We start from the raw sequence: 21,551 nt of genomic DNA on the forward strand, positions 1-21,551 counted from the left end.
GACTTGGATACGGGTAACGGATCGCTTGGTGATGAGCGAAAGGTTGACGTGAAATTCAGGAATTCCTAGACTTGCCGGCGCAAGCAGCATCATTCAATGGACATGAACGAGGAGCAAAAAGTGGGAACGATTCGGCGATGGGTTGGTGCGTTTAGAAAACCACTGGCAGGACAACGAAATGCGTTCGCGCAAGAAGGCGAAGACCTAGTTTTAGAGAGTTTCCTCTTTCGGCAAGCAACGGGATACTATGTCGATGTCGGAGCGCATCACCCTACTCAGTATTCAAATACCTACTTTTTCTATCTCAAAGGTTGGCGAGGAATAAACATCGACGCCGCCCCGACAGCGATGGAGGCATTTAAGCGGCTTCGACCACGGGACACCAACCTAACCGCTGCCGTCGGCCGTCCGGGCGAAGAACGCGACATGGTTATCTTTGCCGAGGGCGCCGTAACGACCCTTTCGCCTGAATTCGCGAACCGCGTTTCACAGGAAATGGGCTGCGAGACTTTGGGCACCCAAAAAGTTAATCCTCAATCACTCGCCTCAATCTTGGATCAACACCTTCCGGACAATCAGGCAATTTCATTCTTGACGGTTGACGTCGAAGGACTCGATTTAGAAGTGCTTCAGAGCAATGATTGGACGCGTTATCGGCCAACACTGGTTTTGGCCGAGCATCATGGCGCTAGTCTGGACAACACGACGATCCAAGAGGCAATCGAATCACCTGTCGCCGCATATCTAGGTGAGCAGGAATATGAATTGGTCGCAAAGACCGCGAGGACCATTTTCTTTCGTGATCGATTGGGCATATCGTGAAAATCTTCTTTCCCGAGCCTGGCGAGGTTGAACAGTATGTGCATAACCAGGTCGGGCCCCACATGTCCGTTCATGCCCGGTTCTACGATCGGTTAAGGGTGTTCCTTCATCAGGAATATCAGACATCCGATCCTGACGAGGCAGACTATGTTTTTTTACCCATCAATCTCATTCTGTTTCAGTTCTGTAACCTGCAAAATGTTGTCTGGGAAAACACGCTGCCCGATCCTGGCCCAACCATCGAACGTACGGCCCAACGGTTTCCTGGCAAGCGTTTGTTGTTATTTGGCTCAGGTGATTTTGGGCAGCGAAAACGTAGCGTCTGGGAGTCGAAAGCATCCAATCGAGCATACCCAAACCTCTATGAAGGGTTGGACGAGCGAATCACGTTAATCGCTTTCGAGTCGACCGACGACCTTTTGCCATGCGACATCGGTGCGATCCCCTATGTGACGCAAACTGCCCCTGCGAAAATGCCGTTACTACACGCTCTGTTTCGGCGTCGAGTTGATCCGCCTGATCGAGATCTACTCTATTCCTTTGCTGGAACGCTTGCCTATCAGGAACTTCCGAGGGACCACGTTCGAGGAGGGAAACTGCTTGACATCGCTGGCCGAGGACCTGACTGGTTCGTCGGCACGGCGAAGGATGCGAGGAAACGCTACGGCAAAGTAGCGGGCTCTGACATTGGAATGCTGCGTCGGTCGACCTTTACACTCTGCCCGGCAGGCTTCGGGAGATGGTCGTTTCGACTATTTCAGGCCCCCGTGTTCGGTTCCATCCCCGTGCTCCTTGCTGACGGCTACCGATTACCATTCGCGGGCCAAATCCCGTGGCAAAATTTTTCGATCGTGCTTGCCGAGAGTAACCTCGCTGATATCAGCGGGATACTGCGAGAGATCCCCGACGAAAGGATTGAGGAGTTGCAAGCAGGAATGAAGGCGAATCGCCACCATTTCTTTGAGCAAGGAGCTCACCAGTTGATCGCTAATCGGCTTGCGTCGATGTCGCTTGACTCGCAAGGCAAGGCCGCAATGCGGGCAAGTTAGAGCAGCTTCGTTTCCACCACACGATTAACCGACGACACCTCACCCTCAAACCAACACCTCTGGCGTCGCCATGTAGAGTGCGTTGTAGACGCCAATGGATTGTTGTTCGTGAACAAAGTCGGTGTAAAAGCTGATCAGCCGATAACCCTGTGAGCTGAGAAACGCATCAACAGGGCAGTACGTGCCGTTTTCGGTTATCGGTGATGTCGGGCAATAGAACTCGAAGAGCACGAATCCGATACGGTGGCTGGCTAGCATTTCGGAGGCGCCTTGAAGCGTGCGCAGGTCCGCTCCCTCGGTATCGACCTTCAGCAAATCGATCGAATCAATCTCAAATTCCCGGCAGACCGAATCCACCGTACGCAACTGGATGGTTTCCGTTCGTTCAAAGGCTTCGCAGTCAGACGAAAGGATTGGGGATCGATCGCAGGTGGAGGCGAGCACGCTCGCGGTGTAAATGTTGATCTGTGCTTCCTGGTCGTTGTCACTGAGTCCGTAAGGCAGACATTTCACCGATCGAAGATTTTCCGTATTGGACCGCAGTTGCTCGAACGTCGATGCCACGGGCTCAAACGAATAGATCGTACGCGGGCATGCACGCAGATGAAGTTTCCGTGCTGTCTGGCCAATATTCGCACCAACGTCAAAAACCACCTCCAACGAACGGAACTGAGGGTGCCAGCCTTCGGACGCGATTCTCAGGCAGTCATCGAGCCAATCGACCCCCCATTTTTTCGTTCTTAGCAATCGATAGCCAACGGTCTTTTGAACACGATGCCCGGCACGTTTCGCCAGATTCTTGACATGATGCATGATTCTGAATTCCGTATCGGATCGTGGTGTTCTTATCGCAGAACAATAAATAGAGGGTGTTTTTGTCAGCAATCCGAAGTTGGCCGATCTTCCGCTTGCATTCTCCATCTCATAGCCGATTTCGCGATGACGGGGCAACAGGAAATGGGCAGCGAGAATTCTTGGGGGTGCGAGCTGCGTCCGCTGTTAAACGTGAGAGGAATACGTCAAAACTGCTCTGGTCTTGATGCTTCGGATTTGATTAGGTTGCTTTGCATTGGGTCGTATTGGGATGCGATCCGTTTGATTTCTAATGTACCTTGATGCCCATCGTCGACTCGGCAACTTGCGAGTCGGTTTTTTGGAGGACAGTCGTGCAAACGCTGAAAACTGCTGCCGTCGTCGTATTGCTGATGACGGTCATGTACGGGGCCTACGTCTCGCTGACCACCCCGCCGGAATCGTTGCCTCCTGAGGTCGCCGAATTGGTGCTCGATGAGGGTGGCTTTGATATCGAAAGCGGTTTGCCCGAATCGTTGGGTTCACTGGGGATCAGCAGCGGCAGTCCCGCGGCAACGGCGTCGATGAACGATTCGGCCGATGGCATTTACCGTAATGAGATGAACCAGATCGGCGGGCAATCGTACAACGTGTCGGATGGTGTCTCGGCCCAGATGTCCGATTCCGGCAGCGTTTCAGATCTGACGATCTACCAACCGGACGACGCCGCGCTGCCGCAACGAAACACGCCGGCGAGTTTCGCCTCGGCCAGCCTCAATAACACGCCCCCCAACGACGGAATGAACTATCCGTCGACGAGCATGTCGTTTGATATGCCGAATCCTAGTCAGATGGATGCCTCGCTTGACGCGGGGGGGGCACCGACGGATTTAGGGGCGACGGATATCGCCGCGTTTGATCCAAGCCTCGACAGCACACCTGCGGTGACCGCAGTCGCTTCCGGTTCTGGAACCTCCACTTCACTCAGTGACCCAGTTTCGCAAACCGGCGCCGTTGCAGGATCCGAATTCCCCGGCGGACCGTCCAAGCCCAACCTCGGTTTGACCAACGCCATCCGAACGGCGGATCAGCAATACGCAAGCGACCAACGCAAAGAAGCGCTCACGACCCTCAGCCTTTTCTACAACACCCCCGATTTGAGCGTCTCAGAACGCTCGGAACTGCTTGGCCGACTCGATCCGTTGGCAGCCGAAGTGATCTATTCCAAGCGACATTTGCTTGAACAGGCCTACCGTGTCGGCCATCACGAAACGCTGATGCAAATTGCGGTTCGCTACGAGGTACCATGGCAATTGCTGGCAAACATCAACGGAATCGAAGACCCGATCACGGTGTTACCGGGAACGGAATTGAAGGTGGTTCGTGGCCCGTTCCGCGCCGAAGTGAACCTGTCAAGCAAAGAATTGACCTTGTTCCTCGGCGATCTCTACGCTGGCCGGTTCCCGATTGCGATCGGCAACGATCCTTCGCCGAAACCAGGGACCTTTACCGTTCAAGACAAACAATCCGAGCGAACCTACTACGGCGCTTCGGGTGGTACCATCCCCTCCGGGAATCCGAACAACCCTTACGGCAACCTTTGGCTTGATCTTGGCAGCCAGCTTTGCATTCACGGCAGCCCCTATGCGACCAAGCCGAGTGAGCAGGGGTGCATCAGTGTCGCCGCGGATTATGCCGATGATTTGTACGGCATCTTGACCCAGGGTTCCTCGGTGACAATCCGCCGCTAAACTTGCTGTCCGAAACGTTTTCCGAAAGACACGTGCCAATTGGACAAGCATGAGCTACGACCGTAACGCCTTAATGGATCTTCTTCGCAGTGAGTCACTTCAGCGGGGTGATTTTACCCTCGCCAGTGGGAAGAAGGCCTCGTATTACCTTGATTGTCGAAAAATCACCTTGCACCCCCAAGGCGCAAACCTAATTGCTCAGGGGATGCTGAGTGTTATCGAATCCTCAGGCGATCTGCCGGACGCGGTGGGAGGCATGGCGATCGGCGCCGATCCGATCACGGCATCGATTGTCACCGTTGCTGGGCAGCGTGACTTGCCGCTCAAGGGGTTCATGGTTCGAAAAGAAGCCAAAGGTCATGGGACCGGGAAACAAGTGGAAGGCCCCGTCGAGTCTGGCCAACGCGTTGTCATCGTCGAAGATGTGATCACGAGCGGCGGCAGTGCAATCAAAGCGGTTGAGGCTGCTGAGGCATTTGGATTGAAGGTGCTTTACGTGATCGGCATCATCGATCGATTGGCCGGTGGTGCCGAAGCTTTTGCCGCCAAAGGACTCGAGCTCAAAACGTTGACGACCATTCGAGATTTTGGCATTGAGCCTGAATAGATGGAAACAACGCTTCATCAACAGCTGAAACGTTGTTACGCACCTGACGAATCCGACACCGAAGTCGTTTTGGGTGCGTATCGGATTGACGCGGTTCGAGGCGATGAGTTGATTGAAGTGCAGTGCGCGGGGCTCTCTGCGATTCGCGACAAATGCCACGATCTGCTCAAACGACATTCGCTTCGCGTGGTCAAACCGGTCGTGGCTCGTACACGTATCGCCAAGGCCAAGAAAGCGGGAGGGCCCATCTACAGTAGCCGAATGAGTCCGAAACGCGGTGATTTACTCGATATTTTCGAAGACCTGATCTACTTCACCCGAGTCTTCCCGCATCGGAATTTGGTGCTGGAAGTCCCGATGGTGCATGTGATGGAAACGCGAATCCCGAGCAAACGTCGGCGTCGAAGATGGCACAAGGAGTACAAGGTTCACGACGTCGAGTTGGAATCGATTTCCGAGACGCATGAATTTCGCTTGTCCAGCGATCTGTTGTCACTCGTGAAGGTCCCGCCGGGAACAAGCCAGTTCAACACGTCGGACCTCGCCGGCTGGATTGATCGACCTCGCTGGGTCGCCCAAAAAATCGCCTATGTTTTGCGGCACATTGACGCGATCGACACGCTTGACCGAAAACGCAGCGGGATCGTCTATGCGTGCAAACCGTTGCACCAAGCCGCCGCATAACGTAGCGCCCCACCCCGCTTATTTCGATGCATCATACCAATCCGCTCTTTCGAATTCGTACTCGATCTTGATGCCCAGGTAGCGGGACTTGCCATCTTCGTAGAAAAGCTCTGGAGCCCAAAAATCGTCGGAGGTCCACTGTGGGGGACAAGAGCCTCATGTCGCCTCCCGGCGCTTCAGACGCCGGTGTTTCCCAAAGGTATTGTCCTTACACCCTTCCTCTCTGGCTCCCATCTCCCCCAATTTTTGAGGTCGTCCGGTATTTAAGTTGTGACGAACACAGTGTTCAGGTATCCAACCACCCCTGCCCGCGCAGCGCTCGTTGTACCCCACATCCTAATCCGGTGATATTTTTTTGGCTCCTGGTCCGAATGTGTTCCATGCGTTGGACAGGTCGTGGCAGCGTTGCATTCCGATCCACAAGGTCTGCGTCGCTTATCCGATTTTTGCGAAGGTGCAAGCTTGCTGAGGCTCTTGCGCACCTAGGTTTTTTGGCTCATCCGGCGGAAGCGTGCGCAGGAGGTTTTCGAGGCATCTCTCCGGTGTCCCATGATTGCTGGCAGGAGCTATTTTCACTTGTTATCGTACAGTTGCCGGTAGAAACGGAGTCGAGCTCTGCAGAGGTGCAACTTGACAAGGGATATCCCGGTCGACGGTGCGCCAAGGGTGCTACNACCGCACCTCCGTGCAACAGGCTTTCCCATGTTCGCAGCACCAGCGCGAACCGCAAGGCAGCAATCATTCGCAGCGGTTTGTCGAAAGTCCAGAGCGAAATCTCGTCACCTACCCCGCAGATGTATTGGACACCACCCGAGATGCGAGGTACAACGAGCCGCGAGCGGGCGGGGAGACCAGTATTCTAGGTGAAACGAAATTTGCAAAGTCACTCCAACTTGCCGCGCAGGCAGGGTCCCCGCCACGCGCGCCACAGCAAGGGTGAGGTCCGTAAACGCCTATTGTTCAAGTACTTAAAAATTGCACGCCCCCTCGAAAATCGGGTGGAAGCAGGGAGCCAGATCGATTTCGGTTTGCTGCTTGGATAGGTTCACCGCATTTTCATCCGTCCCGTGCGAACGACCGTTCCGTTGACCGAACCTAGTCGTGATCGTGACCCGCATGAGCGTCATCATGAGCATGATCATGATGATGGATAATGTTCCCCGTGAACGACTTGCCGTTGATCGTGAGCGAAAGATTGCCCTCGGCTCCGGAATCCATCCACTCGGCCAACGGAGGTTCGGCCGAGGTGAATCGCGACACTTTTCCGATCTCCTCGTCTGGTAGCGGGTTCGCCTCGAGTTCAAACGAGCTGACTTTGCCTTTGTGTTTCAAACTGACCGTGATGCTCGGTGCATCAATCGTGACCGGTTCGATCGCAACTCCGTCAAGGACATAGACCGTGATGCCTGCGTCATCGCCAACCCATTCAGCGTGGTACTGTTCGTTGCCAAGCTCCACCAGTTCGCCACCGTGAGGCCCATGTACGGGATGAGCATCGAGGTCATCGAACTCAGGCGGCCCCCCCTCGATGGTGACTGCAATCGCGGAATCTGCGTCGTCACTCGGTTGACCGCAGCCCATAACAAATACAAACGAAAGGGTTAAGACCAAGGTGGTTGTCAGAGCAAATTTCATCGTGCCTGCTAGCGTGTTGAGGAAGAGGATCCATTTCAGCGAGAACGCCTTACGGACGCTGCAGCTTATTCGACCCGCGAATGGCGTGTCGGTAATAGCTTTCCAAGCATAACGCGGCCATCGATGTCGTGTACACCCTGCCTCCGTATCCACCCCAAACGCTTTGGGTCGGCCAGCGACCGTCGGGAAGCTGCGTGGACAGTAGCCTACGCTGCAGCGCCTCGTTCCACTCTTCCCAAGCATCGTCTTGCAATTGGTGCAGAGCGAGTGTTGCGTAGTACCAGTAGTAGTAGTTGTCTTGTCCGACTCCGGGTTTCTGCTGCAACAGCGACTGCTCTGCTTCGGCAATCTCCGAAGCGGTGATCGGTTGTCCGATCAGCAATCGGGTCGCGAGCGCTTCGGCCGTCATGGTTCGACTCGTTGCTTCACCCGCCCGATAGGTCGCCAATCCACCAACGCGTCCTGCACGAACACTCTTCAGGAATCGGCCGATGCCTTGTACCGATGCGGTCCCTGGCGGAATGCCTGCTCGGCTTCCCGCGTCCAAGACCATGGCTTGCCATCCGAGTTGGCTGAGATCTCCGGGGTCGTTTTCCGTATAACGCCAACCTCCCGTCGAAGGGTGCTGCATCCGCCGGGTGAACTGCATCGCTCGCCGTGCCGACTCCACTGCGGACGGATCCTGGGTGATCGCGGCCGCCTCACACATCGCCAGCGCTGCCATCCCGTGGCAGTAGTTGGCCTCGTAAATCGTGCCACCGCCGGCCAACGATCCATTTGCTTTTTGTTGCCCAATCAAATAAGCCAAGCCTCGGTAAACGTTGTCGGCATAGTCACCCTGCTGATGTGTGTTTCCAGCGCCAATCATCGTCAGCAGCGCCAATCCGGTGATCGCCGTTTCACATTGGGTTCCAGCGGCCGGACGTGCCATACCCAACGGTTGTCGTTCGACGCCTGCATCGCTGGAACGCGGATCCCACGCGCCATCGGCGCGTTGGTTGGCCGCCAAGAATTTCAATGCCGCAGCAACGGCGGCTTCTGTTTCCCATGTTCCACCCGTTTGAAGAAGCGCTTCCGTCTTCGCAGAGCCGACACGGTTGGCAAAATCGCTTTCGCGTTCCCCCGCGACCGTCGCCGGGTTGGCCGTACTCTCCACCGTGGCGGTTCGCACCGATGCTGGTTTGGCTGCAACCGATGGAGTTTGAGTGGCCGGTTCCTCCGTGGGCACTTCGGGGCGACTTTCGACTGGATCCGTCAGTTTCGCGAACTCCGCATCAAGGGCATTGAACAAATCCTCCATGGCGGCAGGTGGTGCGGAGGCAAGCGATTCGGGAACCACCGTTTCGCCGGCTGAAGATTCGTTGGTTACGTCGAGGGGAGATTTGACAATCGGTTCTGACGCCTCCGCAGGCGTGAGGGGGTCGGATTCCACTGACGCGATCGCTTCGCCCTGCGTCGGTTCCAAAAGGTCTGCGATGGCCGAAAGCGGCAGCGGCGCGATGTCTGCTTCGGGCGATTCCGCAGAATGGTCCTCCATCTCCATCTCGGGATCGAAGGATGATAGAGAGATCTCATCAACGCCGACCGCATTATCCGGTTCCGTCGAACTCGACGCAGCACCACCGTTGGGCTTCGGAATCATCGGAATCAAGATGACCAAGGCGACATGCAACGCGATCGACGTGATCAGGCAGATCACACCCGCTTGCCGGCCTTGCCGTCGTCCTCGGCGAAAGAGCCAAATGGTTGCAATCAGTAGGGTCACCGCGAGCAGCGCCACGGTATAAACCAACCGCGGATCCGCCCAAAGTGAGTTGGGGATTGCGACGACCAGAAGAGGAGAAGGATCGAGAAGCAATTCGGCACCAAGTTGACGTGATGATGAGGCGTTTCGATTCGTTCGTCGCTAGCCCAATCAGCGACGCATGTTGCTGCGCGCGGACAAGCCGACTTGTTCCACCCCGCTGCTACGAACCGCATGCAGCACTTCGGCAACCTGCTGAAACGAGCTTGCTCCGTCGCCTCGCACGGCGACTCGTAGCGCAGGATAGTTTGCGTGTTGGGCTCGCAGCGTCTCGCTCAGCTGTTCGAGGGTCACTGCTTGATCGTCCAACGACAAACTGCCGTCATTCCCAACCACCACGATGCGTTCGTCGGGGACTCGCGTCATCGAACGCATTTCACCGATGGACGGCACATTGACATTGATTCGGCTCTCGGCCTCCGAAAACTTGCTGCCGACCATAAAGAAAATCACGAGCAGAAAGACAACATCGATCATCGGCGTCAAGTTGATGGTCGCCTCTTCGGTTCGTTCGCGTCGAATGGCCATGGGGACGAGGGGGTTGGAGTTCACGCGTCAGCGTGTCGGGTGTCAGAGGTCACGCGGAAGCGTGAATTCCAATCTTAGGCTGCTCGCCTTTTTTTTGCGGCACTTCGCTGGGATCCTGAGTTTTCGAGTCCTTCGGCCGAGATGCAATCGATCACCCGTTGGCACAGCTTGTCGATTTCACCAAGGTATCGGTCCGATTTGCTACTGAAATACATGTAGGCCAAATAAGCGGGAATTGCTACGCTCAAACCACCTGCGGTGGTCATCAACGCGACACTGATTCCTGACGCCAGCATCTCGGGGCGACCGATCGATGCTTGGCTGCTGATCGTTTCGAACGCTTCAATCATTCCTAGCACCGTCCCCAGCAGCCCGATCAGCGGTGCCACGTTGCTGATGGCATGAAAAACTCGGAGAAAGCGTTTGAGTCCGTCGGCAACGCGGTCCCCGGCGTCCATGACCGCTTGCTCGATCTCGAACATGGGACGCCCCCATCGCCGTACGGCCGCTTGAAAAACCTCGGCAACGGGACAATCAAACTCTTCACACAACTCGGTCGCTTCTTCGTAGCTAAGTTGTCCATCTTCGACGCATTCGGTAAAGCGGCGAACGAAGGGGCGTGGAATCACGCGTCCCCGACGCAGCGCCACCAACCGCTCGAGTGACAACGCGAACACGATCAGCGAGCAGATCGCTAACGGCACCATTAACCAACCGCCCTCGGCGATCTTTGCCACAAACGCGGGTGCCTGCCACGTGGACTCGGCATCCTCGGGTTCGGCCGGTATTGGGTCGTTCGATGGAATCGTTGCCGATGCAGGGATGACGGGAATGCCACCGTCGTATTGAGGTTGTGTCGAACGGAAATTTCCCGGTTGCCCTGGGATTGGAGCCCCGGTTTGATAGCCTCGCGCCGAATTGTTTTGCGGGTATTGGGCGAAAGCCACTTGCAGGTGCGTCATCCAGACGATTGCACCGACCGCGAGAACGGCGGCAGGTATCAGACGCGACAACAGACCGGCTACATGAGTTCGCTGATGCCGTCGCAATGGGGTTTTCGTGTGATCGCTCATCGTCGTAACGTTTTGTTTGAATTCGATGGTGACCCAGGTTTCGTGGGTTCGGCTGGCGCCAGTGCGGCCAATCGGCGGCTCGCCAATGCGGCATACTGGCTATCGCTATGTCGGCTCACTAATGTCGAATAGCAAACCGCGGCGTCCCGTGTCCTCCCCAATTGTTCAAAACATTTCCCCGCTTCCGCCAGCGCCGCCGCGACCCATTCGCCATCGGGGTCGATTCCCGCGACCAACCGATACGCATCGATCGCTTCGGTGTACCGCTGCTGTAGGTAAAACGTTTCACCGATCATCCACTGAGCTCGGCCACGTAGCGATGTGTCCAGTTGACCGGTTCGGACCACCGATTCCAATTCACCACGCGCTTCGTCAAACCGCGTGCGACGAATCGACAACTCGGCTGCTAGCATTGCGACAAGCGAACGCCGGAATCGATCTTCCCCGGCAGCCAATGCTGCTGCGGCGATTCGCTTCGACGCCCCATCAACGGTACCCAGCGACGATTCGGTTTCGGCACACCGAAGCAATGTCGCGAAATCATCGACGCCACGGTGGTCGACCAATTGGGTCCACCACCGATGGGCCTCATCGCGTTGACCCATCTGCATCAGGGCTTCGGCGAACAATCGCTCCATCGTCGCCGTTCGCGATGCATCGTCGATTTCGACCGAAGTCGACTCCGCGGCCATCGCCAAAAGCGACCATTTTTCGCCTCGACCCGCCCAACGACAGGCGGATTCGCGAGCCAACGGTCCAATCCCACTGCTCGTTGGTGGTGCCAATAAAAACGCCACGAGGCGTTCGGCATCGGCCGGGGGCAGCGCGGCTAAGACGTCTGCGGTCGTTTGGCCCGTTTGATCCTTTTGCCCAAGCTGAAGCTGGCACGCTTCCCAGATTTCGGTATGCGATTCGTCCGACGCGATTCGCATCGCCATCGACACGAGGTTGGCATCGAGCGACTGGCCATCCTCTCGGATGATTCGCTCGACAACCCAGCGACGCACCGACGCGGGGATCTGGTCAACGGTTTGATGGCTGTAACTCGCTACGACCTCAGCCGCCTGTGTCGATTCGGGAAAACGACGCAACAGTTCGGCGGTCACCTTGTTCTGCAGTGGCGCAGCGTCGTTCTGCATCGGTACAGCTTCGGGCAGGGCTTTCATTTGAGTCAAGCAGGTGATCCCGGCACGCAGCGAGTTGGCGGCATCCGGGTGCGTCGGAAAGGCATCGACGAACGCCAACATGCGGTTGGCTGCTTCGATCGGCCGATCGCCAGCCAAGGCGGCCGAAAAAGCAGCCCCGAGCATTGGTTTGGCCCGTTTCTCCGATGGTGTATGCGCCATCGCCAGCTCATAAGCTTTGCTGGCAACGTCCGTTCGATTGTGATGCAAGCAATAGTCACCCAATTCCAAGCAAAGATCGACCGCCCCCTGTTTCTGCGGGACGGTCATCACCGCTGCGTCGGCCAGTGACGTCTCAAGTGCCGTGATCGCATCGTCCACTTGGTGGGTTTTGACGAATAACCAAGCGGCACTCAATCGGATCAGACTTGCTGTTTCGGCAGCCATTTGCCCCGCGGCGGGGCGATCCAATGCGGCGCAAGCGCGGCGAAAAAGGTCGCTGGCCGATTCATGGTCGCCCAGACTTTGGGACGCACGAGCGATTTGAGCGAGCGACAAGGACAAATCGACATTGAGCGGCGCAGCTTCATCAAGTTGGCGAGCCAAGGCGGCCGCTGCGGCGGTTTCTCCCTCACGGATGTGCTGGTTTAGCTTCGCAACTTGCTCCAAAACCGACTCGGTTTCCGCGACTTCGCCCGCGCGCACACTCGTCGAGCGAGTCGCGACCATACCGGCCAACAGCAAAGTCGACCCCAGGAAAACGATGCGATAAAGCATGTTTTCGAGCGAGGCGCGTCGATGCGTTCGTACCGGTGGGGCGAAGAAAACGTTGAATTTCATGCCTTCCAAATACCCCATTTTGCGAATTCACCGCAATCCCGTCTTTGCCGTCGACAAAGCCAAAAGGAACGGAAAAAGCGGCAAAAACAGAGCTAGGCTCGGGGCCAGGTTTCATCTACTCTGTAAGCAGGCATTCCTCGCCATTCACGCGTTTTTTTCTTCACTTTCGTCCGTTTTCTTGATCCCGAGCAGAATACACTTCGCATGCTGAAAGCACTCGAACTGGCCGGGTTCAAAAGTTTCGCGGATCGGACTCGTTTCGACTTTCCCGACGGTATCACGGTCGTTGTGGGGCCCAACGGTTCCGGAAAGTCCAATATCGTTGACGCGATCAAATGGGTCCTTGGCTCTCAAAGCGCCAAGAGTCTGCGCGGGAAGGACATGTCGGACGTCATCTTCAAAGGCTCGCAAACTCGCGGCCCCGCGGCATCGGCCGAAGCGACGATTATCTTTGACAACGCCGATGGTTCGCTGCCGGTCGACGCCCCCGAAGTCCACGTGACTCGACGCGTGTATCGTAGTGGAGAAGCGGAATATTTGATCAACAACGCCCCCGTGCGTTTGAAGGACGTGAAGAGCCTGATTCGTGGCACTGGGATTGGTATTGATGCGTACAGTCTGATCGAACAGGGCAAAGTCGACCGGATGTTGCAGGCGAATGCCAAAGACCGCCGAGCGATTTTTGAAGAAGCTGCCGGAATCAGTCGTTTCAAGGCCAAGAAGATTGAAGCGGAACGCCGATTGGCTCGAGTCCAAACCAATCTGACTCGGCTCGGCGATATCGTCGACGAGGTGGCGTCGCGACTTCGAAGTTTGCGGAGCCAAGCGAGCAAGGCAGAACGGTATCGCCAAGCGACCGAGCGATTGAAAGAGCTCCGGACCCAAGTTGCATGGACCGATTGGGCCGATTTGAGTCGTGAGCTCGAGTCAAGCGAACAACAGCTGGCGGGTGCGATCGAAAAGCACCGAGAGCTCGAATCGTTGCGTGAACAGATGACCGAGCAGCGGCAAGCGGCCGACATGCAGTTGCAGCAAATTGCTGACGAAGCCCGTCAAGTGGAGGACAAGCGGTCAACCTCGCTTCAGCGGATCGCCGAACTCAGCGGTCGCCGCGATGCGGACGAGGCGGCGGTCGCGGATTTGCGAAGCAATGTGGCAAAATCGTTGCGGCGAGTACGACTCTTGCAATCGCAAGCGGGTTCGGCTGCGGCTGAGTTGCGAACCGCAAACGAGCGATTGGCACAGTACGAATCCGATCTTGCCCGCGTTCGCCAACGAAACAACGAAGCGGAATCCGAGCGGGATCAGGTCCAGACGGAAGTCGACCACGTGGGCCTCCGTCGGGATCAGGTTCAGCAAAAGCATCTTGCGACCGTTCGCCGAGTGGCTGACTTGGAAGCGTCGCGGCAACGAGCCGAACAACAGATCGCCGAGGTGGGTCGGCTGCTTGCCAATTTGAACAAACGCGTTGCATCCGCCAAGGTTTCCTTGGACGAAGCCGAACAGGAAGCGATCGTGACGCGGACACGAGTCGAATCGCTCGAGCTCGCGATTGAACAAGCGGCCAAGGAAGCGGAACTTGCTGACGCGAAATTGCAAGAAAGCAAACGCACGCTCGGTCGCCGCCGCGAAGAAGTGTCGGCGCTGAAGGTTCGCCTGCAAGGCGTCAGTGAACGATTAAGTGTGTTGCAGGACCTGGATCGTCGACAAGAGGGGGTCTCGGGGGGCGTCCGCAACATCTTGGACCAACTGCGGAACTCCGAGGATCCGCTCGCGAAATCCCTGCACGGGATTGTTGCCGAGTGTTTTGAAGTCGACATTCATGTGGCACCCTTGATCGATGCGGCTCTCGGGTCGCGTAGCCAATATGTGATCGTCAGCGGCGGTGAATTGCAAGACGCGATTTTGACCGGCAAATTACAAATCAACAGCCGCGTGGGTTTGATTCGGATCGATGAATTGCCCCGTCGGCGGCCAGGTGACCGGATCCGGCTCGATGGTCTAAAAGGTGTGATCGGTCGTGGCGACCGGATGATCAAGTGCGAGCCTCGGTTCGAGCCGTTGACACGGCATCTGCTCAGCAGCACTTGGTTAGTCGATTCCTTGGCGACCGCTTTGGGCTTACGGAAATTGAGCGGCGCGGGACTCCGGTTTGTCAGTGCATCGGGCGAATTGTTGGAAACCGATGGAACGATCGTCGTCGGTCCTGCCAGCACATCGACAGGGTTGGTCAGTCGCCGAAGCCAGATCACAGCGGCAGAGCAAGAGATCAAACACTATCAGTTCCAACTCAACGAAGCCGAGAAAGAGGCCGAGCGATTGGCTTCTTTGGTCGATGATCAGGGCGCTGAACTAGGACGCATCGAGCAACGACATCGTGGCATGATCACCGATCGAGCCGCTGCCGTTGCCGAATTGCGTCACGCGCAGGAGCGACGGCAGCAATTCCAAACGGCCCACGACGAAATCGATGCCGAGATCGTCGCAACGCAGCAGATGCGGCAAACGTCCGAAACCGAATTCCAGTTGATGGGGAACCGGATCGCCGAGGGCCAACACCAAATTGAGACCTTGGAAATGGAGGCGGCCGAGGTCGACGAAATGTTGTCGGGCGCCCATTCGGCTTTGCAAAATGCCACCAGCGGGGTGATGGCGATCTCAGTGGATTTGGCTCGAGCCGAACAGAAATTTGAGGCCTTGTCGACGACGATGCAGCAGCAACGTCGTGACCAGGGCGAGCGAGAAGCAGCGGTTGCCGAAGTCCGCAGCCAGGCGGAACAAGGACGGTCACGAATTCGCGATTTGACGCTTCGGATGCTTGAAGCGACCAGCCGTTTGGCGACGCTGTATTGGGAATCCGAGAATAACACCAAGCAGTTGGCTCGCTTGGCCGAGGCGGCGGCATCCGTTCGCAGCGAGAATCGCCAGATTGTCAAAGCCAGCGAAGTTGCGATCAAGCAAACCAGTAAGGCAAGTGAAGCGGTTCATGCGATCACCTCACAGCGTGACAATGCAAAACTTCGACGGGACACTTTGGCCGATCGTCTATTAGAGGATTACGAGATTGATCTTCGTCACAGCGAGCCACCTGAAGATTTGCAAGAACCCGAAGATCGCCAATCGGTCGAGGATGAAATCGCTGGCTTGCGAACACAGTTGCAGCGGACCACCTCGGTCAACATGGAGGCCCTCGAAGAACTCGAAGGTTTGCAGACGCGGTACGATGAGCTGCACGGACAGTATCAGGATTTGACTGCGGCAAAAGATTCGTTGCAACGGATCATTGGCCGGATCAATGCCGACAGCCGCCGGTTGTTTCTTGATACGCTTGAGGCGATTCGGCAAAACTTTCAAAAGCTCTATCGGAAGTCCTTTGGGGGCGGGCAGGCCGATCTGATTCTCGAAGAAGGCGAAGATCCGCTCGAAGCAGGTGTTGAGATTGTGGCCACGCCGCCCGGAAAACCGAGTTTCAGCAATTCGCTGCTTAGCGGTGGTGAGAAGGCGTTGACGGCCGTCGCGCTGTTGATGTCGATTTTCCAATATCGCCCAAGTCCGTTTTGCGTTCTGGACGAAGTCGATGCACCCTTTGATGAGGCGAACATCGGTCGTTTTGTCACCGTGTTGAGTGAGTTCTTGGATCAATCCAAGTTTGTTGTGGTCACTCACAGCAAGAAGACGATGACCGCAGCGACAACGCTCTACGGAGTGACGATGCAAGAGTCGGGTGTCAGCAAACAGGTCTCGATCCGCTTCGAAGACGTCAGCGACGATGGCGAAATCAGCGAAGGCGAAGCTGCCTGAAGTGAGCGTCCGGCTTAGGAAGTCCGGTCACACGGAGAATAACGACCACGGAGTGTGGTCGCTGCTTTCCAGCTGGCCATGCTCATCGAATGGTCAAGGCATACCGATCCGACATTTGGCTCAGTTCCGGCGGTAGCCCTGGGAACCGAAGTCGACCGTCGTTTGCCAAGTAGACTTCACGGCCGTCGTTTGCCACTTGGTACGAGAAGGGACGATCATCGTCGCTCCAATCCGATGGAGACAATCCCACTTGGGTCAACTCGTCCAGCTTCTCTGGCCAATGCCCCTGTTGCAATTGAAACAGCTTGATGGCGACCGCGGTTCGCGTCCAGCGACGGTCAGTCGCGTCCCCCGCAAGGATATGGATCGAACGGATGAACCACCCGTTTCGGTACACCCCCGTTGGATACCCGAGTGGCTCGAGCGACGCAAAGGGCAGCGCAGTGATTGAAGACGACCGAGCGTTTCGATCTTGGTCCCGGTACTTTCGATCGAGCGCATTGCGCTCATCGGCACTGCGGAGCAATCGGAGCACATCGGTTTGCTCTGCTTCTTGCATCGATGCGAGCACGTGTTTTCTTGATGTTGCGGGGACTCCATAGGGCAAGAGGCGATGGAGTTCTTCGTCCGCCATCGGCATGCCCTCTTCGCCGCCAAGCATTCCCATCATCATCGCTCGCTCCATCGCAATGCTCTCTTCCCACCGCTGCTCAGGGTTTTCCGGTCCCGTGAGGGAATCTCGAAGCCTCTCCAGCATCGCTTCGTCGCTCCAAAAGGCAAGCTTGAGCGATTGGCGGATCAGAAAGTTACGGTCGCGTTGAAAAACCGCTTTAGAATTCTGGCTCCAGATCGACGACTGGAAAGCGGCAACACCAGCAAGGCCATCGATCAAATGCAGTGCGTCAAACGCGCGCGGCTGATCGTCTTCATAGACCGCGATGCGAAACTCATCCGCAATCAGTTCGACGAGGGAGCGAAGCCGATATCGGTCGGGAAAGTAAGTTTGGATTCCATTCACCATCGCGGGTTGCCAGAACGGTGAACCCTCTTCTTGAATCAAACCTTTGGCGGCCTCAATGATCGGTTGGGCCTCTTCGACGAGTCGCCGCTTGATCGGCAGCGCGACCCAGGGTTGACCGGGTCCGACCAGTTTTTCGGGCAGATTGTCGTCGCGGTCGGGCTCGCGCATCAGGTCGGCGAATTGCGTTTTCAAGCCGTCTGCGGCATCGATCACATCCATCCAGTCGCCGCTGTGCTCTCGCGACATCCGCTCGTCGAGCCATTGAACCATCGAGTGATCGTCAATCGGTTTGCCTGCGGTTTGCAAACTCGCCAGCTCCACACGGACTTCGGACGCAGCGATCTGCTCGCGCACCGCGCCGACAATCAGCAAAACACCGAGCAACAAAATGGGTAAGCCGACCAAGAACAAGTAGAAGGACTCCGAACGATGTTTGGAATCAGGTGGAAGGGCCATTGGATTCATCGAATGTCTCGTTGGGCTCGGGTTGTATGGCGGATACGACGCAACTTCCTAGCAGGAGCGAGATGCGTCGGTCGCAAGCTTAGAGGTTGAACTCCAGCGCCAAAGCTTTTGCTTGGGCTTCCCATGGGGCGTACCACTGTGTGGCCGGGACGGTTGTATGGAAATTGAAATAGGTGATTGGCCGATCGGGTTGGATTCCCAGTCGCAAGCGATCCGCGTAGAGTCCGTCCACGAAGGGGTGCCCTGGACCACTCACCAACTGATGCAACTCTCGGAGGATCGGTTCGACCGGTTGTCCTGTTGATCCAGCTTGAATCAATCGCAATCCCGCGTCGGCAACTCGGTCCTTCAGCCAGGGCTGCGTCCAAGCGGTGGTCGGATCGGAGGACGCCGCCCCCGAGTCGTCCCACCACGACGATGGGTAGCCACCGAAATGATGCAGTTGACGGATCCTCGACGTTTCCTGGGCCAGCCAAGATCTCAAGATCGCTTGGCGACGTGCTTCGTTTCTCGCCGATTGGTCTGCCAACATGGCCATGGCGTCTTTGCTAAACCCGCGATCTCGCAGTTCGCGAAACGATTCATTGCCGATTAACTTGGTTAGCCAAACTTCGATCAGATCCGCACGGTCCTGATCGATCCACCGCGGACTCTGACGTAAGCCTTTGACTATATCGGTCATCGAACGAATCCACTGACCGGTCCGTTCAATTTCCTGTTCGTCGGTCGGATTGGCTTCAAAACGAACCTTCTGGTAGCTGGCCAAGTGCAGCATCGTGACCAGCACATTCGAGTCGATCGACAACGCCTCCGCATCCGTGATTTCACCAGATGGCGGCCGGAATAAGTCGTAAGGATTGAACGTCCGTTTTTCGTAAAGGGCGAGTTCTTCGTCGCCGGGTCGTGGTTTAACGAGGGATCGTTGGTACGAATCGAGGTATCCTTCGATGGCATGCATCGCAATCGGCTGTGGGGCTTCCGTGTTCGGTAGCAATTTCGCCGCAGCAAGCGCCTTCGTTTTCACCTCGGTCGCAATTCGAGGGTAACTCGCAATCTTGAATGCGGGCCGAACCATTGGCACCGTGACGAACAATCCGACACCTGCGATCGAGACCAACCATGACAAGATGCCTCGATTGCCGTCCATGTAGCGTCGCATCATCAGCCACGTTGCAACCATCGGCAACGCGATCAATAGCAACAAGACCAGCCATGGCAATTCGAACATGGCCACACCGTAGGCCAACCAGTAGCTGGCAATCATTGCGATCACGGGTGCTAGCACCGACGAAACCGCCAGCATCCGAGTCAATTGGCTTATCCACTGCGAAACGCTGTAAATCACGGCTGCGACCAAGGTGACCGTCATGACCGACAACAATGGCGATTGCGTCTCTGAGGAAAACGAGCCAAGTAAATGGTACGTGACGATCCAGTACAACAATCCCGCACTCGACAGGATGCTGATGCCAACCAAATGACGACCGATCCAAACCACCGTCGGCGAGGCACCTCGATCGGCCAGAAAACGAAGCCGTGTTGCACTGCCATCGCCCGTGAAGGCAAACACGCCCAGCCAAGAAACACCGAGAATGCCGGCGAGTACGAGCAGCACCGACATTCCACGCGTTGCAACAAACCATTCGTGCTGCGCGAACACGGCTGCGCCAACCAGTCCACAAAGGATCAACGACGTGATGCCTAGCAAAACCCAACGGCTGTGGTGAACCGACTGCCACACCAAGGAACTGATCGAAAACCGATAGGGATCGCCACGATCTGCACCGACGTTTGTCGGGCGCCATGCATCGATCCACGATGAAGCTCCACCCTCCAAGATCCTTTCAGGTTCGACAGGGGCAAGTGTTTGGGTTGCGACGCGATAGGCCAATCCAGCGACAGCAACGATCGCCAAAAAGAGGATGCCGTAAAGGGAGAAAGCCGTGTTCTCAAAACGCACATGCGGCGAAAATAATCCGTTTGCAGACTCGTTGACGACTTGCAGCACGACAAAAGGCAACAACGAAATGGGGAGGATCGCCAGCAGGCCGGCAAATGTGTTGTTGAATTTCCACGTCGTGTAGAATCCGACGACCATGATAAAGAAGGATTGAACGATCAAGAAAACGTAACCGCTCGTCCCGATTGAATGGCCGTAGGAGAGCCATTCCAGCGACGAGTAGCGGGTGTTGCTTTGTGTCAACCCAACCAAAGCAATGCAAGCGATCCACATGATCACCAAACCCACGACCGCTACGGCGAACTTTACCAAGATCAATCGTCGCGGATGGGTCGGTAGTGAAGCCAACCACCACAACGTCTTCTGCTCTTTCTCTTGTCCCACCAACACTGCTGCGGCACCAACGGCGAACAACGCGGGCAAGATGAAGGGAATCAATTGGCCAGCATATTGCATTGCCAACGTATCACTCGACAGCCCAGCCCACAAAAAGACCAATAGCAAACCGACGCCGAGTAGAATCAACACCAGTGGCAGCAATTGTCGCGATTCTTTCCAAACTAATCCGCGTAAGGCTCCATCGTTCATACTTGACTCCCCGTGGCGAGGCTCGGTTCGGCGGTTTCGGATTCGTTAGGTATCGGTCGGCTTGGCCCCAAGGACCCTTTGGTGTACGCGATAAAGATTTCCTCGAGCGACAAGGGCCTTTCGCTGGTGCCAACGACACCGTCACGTGACGTGAACAGCGAGTGCATCTCGGCAGTGAACCCGCGCACGACGATGCGTCGTTGTCGGCCATACGTTTCCTCGCAAAGCGTTTCGACCGATTCGGGCAACTTCGGAAGCGCCACCAATGGATCGTCAAGGTTGACGGTCAACTCGATCATCGAATCCTTCAAGTCGACCAGCGGGCAACACAGTCGCAACTTGCCTTCGTGCAGAATCCCGATCGTATCGGCCACTCGCTCGACTTCCGAGATCTGGTGACTCGACAAAAACACGGTTCGCCCCGAAGCGGCCCGATCGATCATGCTTTCAAGGAAATCACGGCGCACCATGGGGTCCAGACCCGATGTCGGTTCATCGAGAACCAACAGCGACGGATCATGAGCGAGGGCAAGCGACAAAGCGACCTTGGCACGTTGGCCTTTGCTGAGATTGCGAATCTTGCGATCGAGCGGAATTTCATAGCGAAAGACGCTTTGGCGATAGGAGTGATGAAAGTTTCCCCGGTAGAACGAAGCTGCAAACCATCCAATTTCAGCAACCGTCATCCAGTCATACAACGCGGGAGCGTCGGACACATATCCGATTTGGCGCCGTACTCCGATCGCGTTGGAAACGGGGTCCATGTCACAGACCCGGCAAGATCCCGACGTTGGTTTTTGAAATCCGGTCAGGATGCGGATCATCGTGGTCTTGCCCGCTCCGTTTTCACCCAACAGTGCGAAAACGGTTCCGGGCTGAACCGCCAAGTCAACGCCGCGAAGGGCATCGCATCCGCGGAAACGCATCGTCAAGTCGGTCGTGGTGATGACGTGATTCATGGTGATTTGCTGCGAAGAGGATCAAACGGAGTTCGTGAAAGAAAAGTG

General features: G+C 56.3%; 15 protein-coding genes. 6 read left to right on the forward strand and 9 right to left on the reverse strand.

Annotated features, from left to right (window positions below):
* Nucleotides 1-96 precede the first annotated feature (96 nt).
* Nucleotides 97-822, forward strand: a complete 726-nt coding sequence (locus Poly41_RS21565) for an FkbM family methyltransferase (RefSeq protein ID WP_146528798.1) — start codon at nucleotides 97-99, stop codon at nucleotides 820-822.
* Nucleotides 819-1,871, forward strand: coding sequence for an exostosin domain-containing protein (locus tag Poly41_RS21570; protein WP_146528799.1), 1,053 nt, complete (start codon nucleotides 819-821; stop codon nucleotides 1,869-1,871). Before Poly41_RS21565 ends, Poly41_RS21570 begins: the two co-directional genes overlap by 4 nt.
* Before the next feature lie 45 nt (nucleotides 1,872-1,916).
* Here the strand turns inward: Poly41_RS21570 and Poly41_RS21575 are convergent, their stop codons facing one another.
* Nucleotides 1,917-2,684, reverse strand: a complete 768-nt coding sequence (locus tag Poly41_RS21575; protein ID WP_197231508.1) for an FkbM family methyltransferase — start codon at nucleotides 2,682-2,684, stop codon at nucleotides 1,917-1,919.
* Between the two features lie 353 nt (nucleotides 2,685-3,037).
* On the opposite strand from Poly41_RS21575, the gene Poly41_RS21580 reads away from it, so the two are divergent.
* Genes Poly41_RS21580 through Poly41_RS21590 form a run of 3 tightly spaced genes read left to right on the forward strand, consistent with a single transcriptional unit; the run spans nucleotide 3,038 to nucleotide 5,705 of the window.
* On the forward strand, nucleotides 3,038-4,414 hold the full coding sequence (locus Poly41_RS21580) for a L,D-transpeptidase family protein (protein ID WP_231615832.1): 1,377 nt from the start codon (nucleotides 3,038-3,040) through the stop codon (nucleotides 4,412-4,414).
* 49 nt (nucleotides 4,415-4,463) lie between these two features.
* A complete protein-coding gene (gene pyrE / locus Poly41_RS21585; RefSeq protein ID WP_146528801.1) occupies nucleotides 4,464-5,021 on the forward strand; it encodes an orotate phosphoribosyltransferase in 558 nt (185 codons plus the stop codon).
* Complete coding sequence (locus Poly41_RS21590; RefSeq protein WP_146528802.1) at nucleotides 5,022-5,705, forward strand: hypothetical protein; 684 nt, start codon at nucleotides 5,022-5,024, stop codon at nucleotides 5,703-5,705.
* A gap of 1,095 nt (nucleotides 5,706-6,800) precedes the next feature.
* Here the strand turns inward: Poly41_RS21590 and Poly41_RS21595 are convergent.
* The 5 genes from Poly41_RS21595 to Poly41_RS21615 form a co-directional block, all read right to left on the reverse strand.
* Complete coding sequence (locus Poly41_RS21595; RefSeq protein WP_231615833.1) at nucleotides 6,801-7,340, reverse strand: hypothetical protein; 540 nt, start codon at nucleotides 7,338-7,340, stop codon at nucleotides 6,801-6,803.
* 49 nt (nucleotides 7,341-7,389) lie between these two features.
* Nucleotides 7,390-9,198 carry a prenyltransferase/squalene oxidase repeat-containing protein gene (locus tag Poly41_RS21600; protein WP_231615834.1) on the reverse strand — a complete coding sequence of 603 codons (1,809 nt, stop codon included), beginning with the start codon at nucleotides 9,196-9,198 and terminating at the stop codon, nucleotides 7,390-7,392.
* A 57-nt stretch (nucleotides 9,199-9,255) separates the two neighbouring features.
* Entirely contained in the window at nucleotides 9,256-9,672 is a 417-nt protein-coding gene (locus Poly41_RS21605; protein ID WP_146528803.1) for an ExbD/TolR family protein, read from the reverse strand.
* A gap of 74 nt (nucleotides 9,673-9,746) precedes the next feature.
* Nucleotides 9,747-10,745, reverse strand: coding sequence for a MotA/TolQ/ExbB proton channel family protein (locus Poly41_RS21610; protein WP_146528804.1), 999 nt, complete (start codon nucleotides 10,743-10,745; stop codon nucleotides 9,747-9,749).
* Nucleotides 10,742-12,709 (reverse strand): tetratricopeptide repeat protein, encoded by a 1,968-nt coding sequence (locus Poly41_RS21615; RefSeq protein ID WP_197231509.1) that lies wholly within the window; start codon nucleotides 12,707-12,709, stop codon nucleotides 10,742-10,744. Before Poly41_RS21615 ends, Poly41_RS21610 begins: the two co-directional genes overlap by 4 nt.
* Nucleotides 12,710-12,913: 204 nt before the next feature.
* Here Poly41_RS21615 and smc point away from each other — a divergent pair, with 204 nt between their 5' ends.
* Entirely contained in the window at nucleotides 12,914-16,510 is a 3,597-nt protein-coding gene (gene smc / locus Poly41_RS21620; protein ID WP_146528806.1) for a chromosome segregation protein SMC, read from the forward strand.
* 82 nt (nucleotides 16,511-16,592) lie between these two features.
* Here the strand turns inward: smc and Poly41_RS21625 are convergent, their stop codons facing one another.
* From Poly41_RS21625 to Poly41_RS21635, 3 genes are all read right to left on the reverse strand, one after another.
* Nucleotides 16,593-17,996, reverse strand: a complete 1,404-nt coding sequence (locus tag Poly41_RS21625) for a hypothetical protein (protein ID WP_146528807.1) — start codon at nucleotides 17,994-17,996, stop codon at nucleotides 16,593-16,595.
* Nucleotides 17,997-18,075: 79 nt separating this feature from the next.
* Nucleotides 18,076-20,544 (reverse strand): ABC transporter permease, encoded by a 2,469-nt coding sequence (locus Poly41_RS21630; RefSeq protein ID WP_146528808.1) that lies wholly within the window; start codon nucleotides 20,542-20,544, stop codon nucleotides 18,076-18,078.
* Nucleotides 20,541-21,503: an ABC transporter ATP-binding protein gene (locus tag Poly41_RS21635; protein ID WP_146528809.1), complete on the reverse strand. Its 963-nt coding sequence runs from the start codon at nucleotides 21,501-21,503 to the stop codon at nucleotides 20,541-20,543. Before Poly41_RS21635 ends, Poly41_RS21630 begins: the two co-directional genes overlap by 4 nt.
* Between the last annotated feature and the right edge of the window lie 48 nt (nucleotides 21,504-21,551).

Origin of the sequence: Novipirellula artificiosorum, assembly GCF_007860135.1 — a bacterium.
In the GTDB taxonomy this organism is placed as follows: domain Bacteria; phylum Planctomycetota; class Planctomycetia; order Pirellulales; family Pirellulaceae; genus Novipirellula_A; species Novipirellula_A artificiosorum.

Excerpts from the sequence above, each read along its gene's own strand:
- Poly41_RS21565 (WP_146528798.1), top strand. The coding sequence starts at position 97 with ATGGACATGAACGAGGAGCAAAAAGTGGGAACGATTCGGCGATGGGTT.
- Poly41_RS21575 (WP_197231508.1), bottom strand. The coding sequence starts at position 2,684 with ATGCATCATGTCAAGAATCTGGCGAAACGTGCCGGGCATCGTGTTCAA.
- pyrE (WP_146528801.1), top strand. The coding sequence starts at position 4,464 with ATGAGCTACGACCGTAACGCCTTAATGGATCTTCTTCGCAGTGAGTCA.
- Poly41_RS21590 (WP_146528802.1), top strand. The coding sequence starts at position 5,022 with ATGGAAACAACGCTTCATCAACAGCTGAAACGTTGTTACGCACCTGAC.
- Poly41_RS21595 (WP_231615833.1), bottom strand. The coding sequence starts at position 7,340 with ATGAAATTTGCTCTGACAACCACCTTGGTCTTAACCCTTTCGTTTGTA.
- Poly41_RS21605 (WP_146528803.1), bottom strand. The coding sequence starts at position 9,672 with ATGGCCATTCGACGCGAACGAACCGAAGAGGCGACCATCAACTTGACG.
- Poly41_RS21610 (WP_146528804.1), bottom strand. The coding sequence starts at position 10,745 with ATGAGCGATCACACGAAAACCCCATTGCGACGGCATCAGCGAACTCAT.
- Poly41_RS21615 (WP_197231509.1), bottom strand. The coding sequence starts at position 12,709 with ATGAAATTCAACGTTTTCTTCGCCCCACCGGTACGAACGCATCGACGC.
- smc (WP_146528806.1), top strand. The coding sequence starts at position 12,914 with ATGCTGAAAGCACTCGAACTGGCCGGGTTCAAAAGTTTCGCGGATCGG.
- Poly41_RS21625 (WP_146528807.1), bottom strand. The coding sequence starts at position 17,996 with ATGAATCCAATGGCCCTTCCACCTGATTCCAAACATCGTTCGGAGTCC.
- Poly41_RS21630 (WP_146528808.1), bottom strand. The coding sequence starts at position 20,544 with ATGAACGATGGAGCCTTACGCGGATTAGTTTGGAAAGAATCGCGACAA.
- Poly41_RS21635 (WP_146528809.1), bottom strand. The coding sequence starts at position 21,503 with ATGAATCACGTCATCACCACGACCGACTTGACGATGCGTTTCCGCGGA.